We start from the raw sequence: 6755 nt of genomic DNA, 5'->3' as shown, positions 1-6755 counted from the left end.
CCCATATGGTTGACGGGTTTGCCAAACCATGGTGAACACCCGGACCACATTCCCTGAACTGCCGAGCCGTCGCCCGCAGTTCGCGCATGCTTTTAAGTGAAAAACGTCCCATGGCAACCGAACGATACAATCCGCGCGCGTCAGAGCCCAAATGGCAGAAGGCCTGGGACGCCAAGAAGCTGTTCGAAGCGCACAATGACGATCCGCGCCCGAAATACTATGTGCTGGAGATGTTCCCCTATCCGTCGGGGCGCATCCATATCGGTCATACCCGCAATTACACGATGGGCGACGTGGTGGCGCGCTACAAGCGGGCCAAGGGTTTCAACGTGCTGCACCCGATGGGCTGGGACGCCTTCGGCATGCCGGCCGAAAACGCGGCGATGCAGAACAAGGTCCATCCCAAGGAGTGGACCTACCAGAACATCGCCACCATGCGCGAGCAGCTCAAGGTCATGGGGCTGTCGCTGGACTGGGCGCGCGAATTCGCCACCTGTGACGTCGACTATTACCACCGCCAGCAGATGCTGTTCCTCGATTTTGTCGAGAAGGGGCTGGTGACGCGCAAATCCTCCAAGGTCAACTGGGATCCGGAGGACATGACGGTGCTCGCCAACGAGCAGGTCATCGACGGGCGCGGCTGGCGCTCGGGCGCGCTGGTCGAACAGCGCGAGCTGACGCAGTGGTTCTTCAAGATCACCGATTTCGCGCAGGATCTGCTGGATTCGCTCGACGGCCTCGACGAATGGCCGGAAAAAGTGAAGCTGATGCAGCAGAACTGGATCGGCCGCTCGGAAGGCCTGCTGATCCGTTGGCCTCTGGCCGACGCCTCTGGTGGCGAGCATGAGCTGGAAGTCTATACGACAAGGCCCGACACCATCTTCGGCGCTTCCTTCATGGCTGTCGCCGCCGATCATCCGTTGGCCAAGAAGGCCGCTGCGCACAATCCGGCGCTGGCGAAGTTCATTGAGGATATCGGCCATATGGGCACCTCGGTGGCGGCGCTGGAGACAGCTGAGAAGAAGGGTTTCGACACCGGCCTCCGCGTCGTCCATCCGTTTGACGACAACTGGACGCTGCCGGTCTATGTCGCCAATTTCGTTTTGATGGAATACGGCACCGGCGCCATTTTCGGCTGTCCGTCCGGCGACCAGCGCGACCTCGACTTCGCCAACAAATACGGCCTGCCGGTGATTCCGGTGGTGATGCCGGAAGGCGAGAATCCGGCGACGTTCCAGATCATCGACGAAGCCTATGTCGATGACGGCGTGATGATCAATTCGCGCTTTCTCGACGGCATGAAGCCGGATCAGGCTTTCGACGAAGTCACCAAACTGCTGGAGCAGAAGACCATCGGCAACCGGCCGATGGCCGAGCGCAAGGTGAATTTCCGCCTGCGCGACTGGGGCATTTCGCGCCAGCGCTACTGGGGCTGCCCGATCCCGATGATCCATTGCGAGGCTTGCGGCGTGGTGCCGGTGCCGAAGGTGGACCTGCCGGTGAAGCTGCCCGACGATGTCGATTTCGATCGCCCGGGCAATCCGCTCGACCGGCATCCGACATGGCGCCATGTGAAATGTCCGCAATGCGGCAGGGATGCGCGGCGCGAAACCGACACGATGGACACGTTCGTCGATTCGTCGTGGTACTTTGCCCGCTTCACCGCGCCGTGGGCGCATGAACCGACCGATCCCAAGGCGGCCAACGAATGGCTGCCGGTCGACCAGTATATTGGCGGGATCGAGCACGCGATCCTGCATCTGCTCTATTCGCGCTTCTTCACCCGCGCCATGCGCGAGGCCGGCCATGTCGATCTGGCCGAGCCGTTCAAGGGCCTGTTCACGCAAGGCATGGTGGTGCACGAAACCTATCGCGTCGGCTCGGCATCGAATGGCCGCTGGCTGGCGCCCACCGAAGTTCGGCTGGAGGACGTCGACGGCAAGCGCAGCGCCATCGACATCGCCACCGGCGAGGCCGTCACCATCGGCCCGCTGGAAAAGATGTCGAAATCGAAAAAGAACACGGTGAGCCCGGAAGACATCACCGATGGCTACGGCGCCGATACGGCGCGCTGGTTCATGCTGTCCGATTCTCCTCCCGAGCGCGATGTCGAGTGGACCGACGATGGCGCTGCCGGTGCGCATCGCTTCATCCAGCGCATCTGGCGCCTGGTGTCGACGGCGGCCGAAACACTGGCCGGCATCAAGCCCTTAGCGGCCAGCAGCGGCGAGGCCGCGGTGGTTTCCAAGGCCGCGCACAAGATCCTGAAGGCGGTCGGAGAGGATATCGAGAAGCTCGCTTTCAACCGCGCCATCGCCCGCATCTACGAACTGGCCAACGCGCTGACCACGCCGCTCAACGAGGTGGCCGAAGGCAAGGCCGATGCAGCGCTGAAAGGCGCCTGTCGGCAGGCGGTGGAGATTCTCGTGCATCTGATCGCGCCGATCATGCCGCATCTGGCCGAGGAGTGCTGGGCAACGCTTGGCGGCACCGATCTCGTTGCCGAACGGCCCTGGCCGGTCTTCGATCCGGCGCTGGTGGTCGACAACGAAGTCACCTATCCGGTACAGGTCAACGGCAAGAAGCGGGGGGATTTGACAATTGCCCGCGACGCGGACCAAGGTGCGGTCGAAAAAGCGGTATTGGCTCTCGACTTCGTGCAGAAAGCACTTGAAGGTAAGGCTCCGCGCAAGGTGATCATCGTGCCGCAGAGGATCGTCAATGTCGTTGCCTGATCGGGAAAAGACAGAGTTGAACCATTTGCTGCGCCGCATTGCGCTTGCCGGCCTGATAGGTTCGCTCGCGCTTGTCTCGGCCTGCACGGTGCGGCCGCTCTATTCGAGCGCGCCACTGTCGGGTTCGCAGGCCAGTGCCAGTGCCGAACTGGCGTTGATCGGCATCAAGCCGGTCAATACGCGTTACGGCCAACAGGTGCGCAACAATCTGATTTTCGGGTTTGGACGAGGCGCCGGCGAGCCGGCCTCGCCGGTCTATTCGCTCAATCTCGGCGTGACCGAAGCGGTCGAGTCCGCGGCACTCGTGCAGGTCGGAACGGATGAAGACGAACCGACCGCCGGTTCCGTGACGCTGACCGGCAGCTATACGCTGGCCGATGCGAAGACCGGCGTGGTGATCGCATCCGGCAAGCGTTCGATCACCTCGTCCTTCGACAGGCCGCGTCAGGAATTCGCCGCATACCGGGCGCAGATCGACGCCGAGAATCGCGCTGCGCGAGAGTTGGCGGAAGCGCTGCAGCTGTCCATTGCCCAGGACCTTGTCCGGCACGGCAAGACCGGCTAGCGCACCTCATCGCTTCACGGAAACGGTCCGGCGCCCCAGGCATGATGGGGTGATCGCGGGATCATGACCAGATTCTCGAACAGAGCCAGATTCCGAACAGGGATTGTCCGAAGATACCCATCGAGCTGCTGCGGCACGGCGAGTAGATCGCGCCACCGGCGTGGATGCGGCGAGACGACGATCGTGCCGTGTCGCTCGCCGATTACCACGAAGATTTTGGTGCCCAGGATGGTCGGCGATCCATCCGGGAAGCAACTGTTAACCACTCGCTCCCTATTGCTCGGCAGACATTTCAGAGTGAGTCTTGAGAATGGAAGCCAAGCGTTTTTCCCGGGTCAATTTATCGACGGCCGCATCGCCTGATGATCCCGAGGGGAAGCGCTCCGAGAGCATCGGCGACAGGGGTGGTCAGCGAGGTTCTTCTGCGGCAGGCGACCTTGATCGTCCGGCTCGCAAGGAGCCGGGCGGCCGGCAGCCCGCCACACGCCAGGCCGGCTATTCAGCGCCGGTGGTCGATCTCGGTGGCAACAAGCGGCCCTATATGGAGCCGCGGGGTGGCTCGGACGACACGCTTTCGAAAATCGGCGATATCGAGAGCCCTGCCTGGCAGGAATATTTCTTCCTTGCACCCAACGTGCGTTTTACACGCACGCCGGACTATGAGGCCAGGAAGCATCGTCCGCAGCACGAGCGTGTTGTCGAACACGCCGCGACTCGCCCAGCAGAGCAAGCCGTTGCGCAATCCATGATCAAAGGGGCGTCCTCCGCGCCTTCGCTCCTGGCATTGCCGGCTTCGGTGAAAAGCCCTGCTTCCCAGCCGCTGGCCGGCCACGCCACGCAAGGGCCACTGCCGCCGGCTGCTGCTTTTGTTGCCGCGGGGCGCGCCAGGGAGAAGGTGCCAGCCGTTGCGCCGATGCCGCCGAGGACGGCCGCGACGGGGCAGGCATCCGCGCGTGCGTCCGTTGCTCCGGGCGGCCCGATCAAAACGACCACTTCCGAAAGGCTGCGCTGGCCGTATCTTTCGGATCATGCCTTCTTCGAGGCCATGGCCCCCTATCTGGTCGACGTTTCGTCGCCGGCCCGGCAGACCGGTCCAGCGTCGCCTGCATCGCTCGCCGTGGCGCCAGTCACCGCTACGCCGATCGATATTCGCCCAGGGACCGATGCCACCGCATTGTTTCGTGTCATCGACTGCCTTCCGGGCCAGGCCTTGAAGCCGTTGCCGGATGCTTGGCCGGCCAATTCGAACCAGGCCGTCGCCCAACCCGGCGTGCCGGCGAGCGATGCGCCGTCGCCGGTCCAGCCTGTCGCAATCCCAGCCGCCAAAAGCGACGCCGTTTCCGCGTCGGCCGCGCCAAGTGTGAACGTCCCTGCCAGGGCCGTTGCCGCCCGCTCCGCGCGCTTGCCTGGGGCTGGAAAGGTCGTGCTGTCAACCGCGGGCGATCCCTATGAGCTTCCCTCGGAAGAGCTGTTGCAGCAGCCACCGGAGGGACAAGGCTTCTACATGTCGCAGGAGCGGCTCGAGCAGAACGCCGATCTGCTGGAAAGCGTGCTCGAGGACTTCGGCGTGCGCGGCGAGATCATTCATGTTCGCCCAGGCCCGGTGGTCACGCTCTATGAGTTCGAGCCGGCGCCGGGCGTCAAATCTTCTCGCGTCATCGGGCTTGCCGACGATATCGCCCGCTCCATGTCGGCGATTTCGGCGCGCGTCGCCGTCGTGCCTGGCCGCAACGTCATCGGCATCGAGCTCCCGAACGAGACGCGCGAAACCGTCTATTTCCGGGAGCTGATCGAATCGGAAGGCTTCCGCAAGACCAGCTGCAAGCTGGCGCTTTGTCTCGGCAAGACGATCGGCGGCGAGCCTGTTATCGCCGAGCTGGCGAAGATGCCGCATTTGCTCGTGGCCGGAACCACCGGCTCCGGCAAGTCGGTCGCCATCAACACCATGATCCTGTCGTTGCTCTACCGGCTGAAGCCGGAAGAATGCCGGCTGATCATGGTCGATCCCAAGATGCTCGAACTCTCTGTCTATGACGGCATCCCGCATCTTCTGACGCCCGTCGTCACGGATCCCAAGAAAGCCGTCACGGCGCTCAAATGGGCCGTGCGCGAAATGGAAGACCGGTATCGCAAGATGGCGCGGCTCGGTGTGCGCAACATCGACGGCTACAACGAGCGTGCCGCTCAAGCCCGCGACAAGGGCGAAACCGTCGTCATGACCGTGCAGACCGGCTTCGAAAAGGGCACCGGCGAACCGCTTTTCGAACAGCAGGAAATCGACCTCGCGCCGATGCCCTACATCGTCGTCATCGTCGACGAGATGGCCGACCTGATGATGGTCGCCGGCAAGGAGATCGAAGGCGCGATCCAGCGACTGGCGCAGATGGCGCGCGCTGCCGGCATTCACCTGATCATGGCAACGCAGCGCCCCTCGGTCGACGTCATCACCGGCACGATCAAGGCCAACTTCCCGACCCGGATTTCCTTCCAGGTGACATCGAAGATCGACAGCCGCACCATCCTGGGCGAGCAGGGCGCCGAACAATTGCTTGGCCAGGGCGACATGCTGCACATGATGGGCGGCGGGCGCATTTCGCGCGTGCATGGGCCGTTTGTTTCCGACGCCGAGGTCGAGCATGTGGTCGCGCATCTCAAGGCGCAAGGGCGCCCTGAATATCTGGAAACCGTGACGGCCGACGAGGACGAGGAAGAAATCGAAGAAGACCAGGGCGCGGTCTTCGACAAGGGATCCGTCGCAGCCGAAGACAGTGATGCGATCTACGACGAGGCGGTGAAGGTGGTGGTGCGCGACAAGAAGTGCTCGACGTCCTACATCCAGCGCCGCCTCGGCATCGGCTACAACCGCGCCGCGTCCCTGGTCGAGCGTATGGAAAAGGAAGGCCTGGTCGGCGCACCCAACCATGTCGGCAAACGCGAAATCATCATGGGCCGGCGCCCGCCGGCGAGCGCGCCCGAGGATGACGGCGCGGACTGATCGGCAGCCCGCTTGAAGCGCACATAAAAAAGGCCGGTTACCCGGCCTTTTTCACCACAAGCGCATTGGCCTCAGCCGATCTTCTGGCCGGTCTTTGCCCAGTCGGCGAGGAACTGTTCCAGGCCCTTGTCGGTCAGCGGGTGCTTGACCAGCGCCTTCAGGGTCGCCGGGGGGGCGGTCACGACATCGGCGCCGATGAGGGCCGCCTGCTTGACGTGGTTCACGGTGCGCACCGAAGCGACGAGGATCTCAGTCTGGAAATCGTAATTGTCGTAGATCTGCCTGATCTCCTGGATCAGCTCCATGCCGTCGATGCCGATGTCGTCGACGCGGCCGACGAAGGGCGAGATGAACGAGGCACCGGCCTTGGCCGCCAGCAGCGCCTGGTTGGCCGAAAAGCACAGCGTGACGTTGACCAGGCGGTTCATCTCGGTGCGGATCGTCTTGCAGGCCTTGAGAC

4 protein-coding genes are annotated in these 6755 nt (G+C 63.2%); 3 read left to right on the top strand and 1 reads right to left on the bottom strand.

What is annotated here, in order from left to right; genetic code table 11:
* Positions 1-110 precede the first annotated feature (110 nt).
* The 3 genes from leuS to EN964_RS19850 all read left to right on the top strand — a co-directional run bounded on the left by leuS (position 111) and on the right by EN964_RS19850 (position 6295).
* Positions 111-2735, top strand: a complete 2625-nt coding sequence (gene leuS, locus EN964_RS19860) for a leucine--tRNA ligase (protein WP_127269445.1) — start codon at positions 111-113, stop codon at positions 2733-2735.
* Entirely contained in the window at positions 2722-3300 is a 579-nt protein-coding gene (gene lptE, locus EN964_RS19855; protein WP_127269446.1) for an LPS assembly lipoprotein LptE, read from the top strand. Before leuS ends, lptE begins: the two co-directional genes overlap by 14 nt.
* A gap of 310 nt (positions 3301-3610) precedes the next feature.
* Positions 3611-6295, top strand: a complete 2685-nt coding sequence (locus EN964_RS19850) for a DNA translocase FtsK (protein ID WP_127270487.1) — start codon at positions 3611-3613, stop codon at positions 6293-6295.
* A 71-nt stretch (positions 6296-6366) separates the two neighbouring features.
* Here the strand turns inward: EN964_RS19850 and EN964_RS19845 are convergent.
* On the bottom strand, positions 6367-6755 hold a 389-nt coding region (locus EN964_RS19845; protein WP_281059561.1), incomplete at its 5' end, for a transaldolase family protein.

Origin of the sequence: Mesorhizobium sp. M7A.F.Ca.CA.001.10.2.1, assembly GCF_003998575.1 — a bacterium.
GTDB lineage: Bacteria > Pseudomonadota > Alphaproteobacteria > Rhizobiales > Rhizobiaceae > Mesorhizobium.
Note: the sequence above shows the minus strand (reverse complement) of the source record. Positions and strands in the feature narration are given on the sequence as shown.

What these genes read in the sequence shown, in the direction of transcription:
- leuS (WP_127269445.1), top strand. Translation starts at nt 111, where the DNA reads ATGGCAACCGAACGATACAATCCGCGCGCGTCAGAGCCCAAATGGCAG.
- lptE (WP_127269446.1), top strand. Translation starts at nt 2,722, where the DNA reads ATGTCGTTGCCTGATCGGGAAAAGACAGAGTTGAACCATTTGCTGCGC.
- EN964_RS19850 (WP_127270487.1), top strand. Translation starts at nt 3,611, where the DNA reads ATGGAAGCCAAGCGTTTTTCCCGGGTCAATTTATCGACGGCCGCATCG.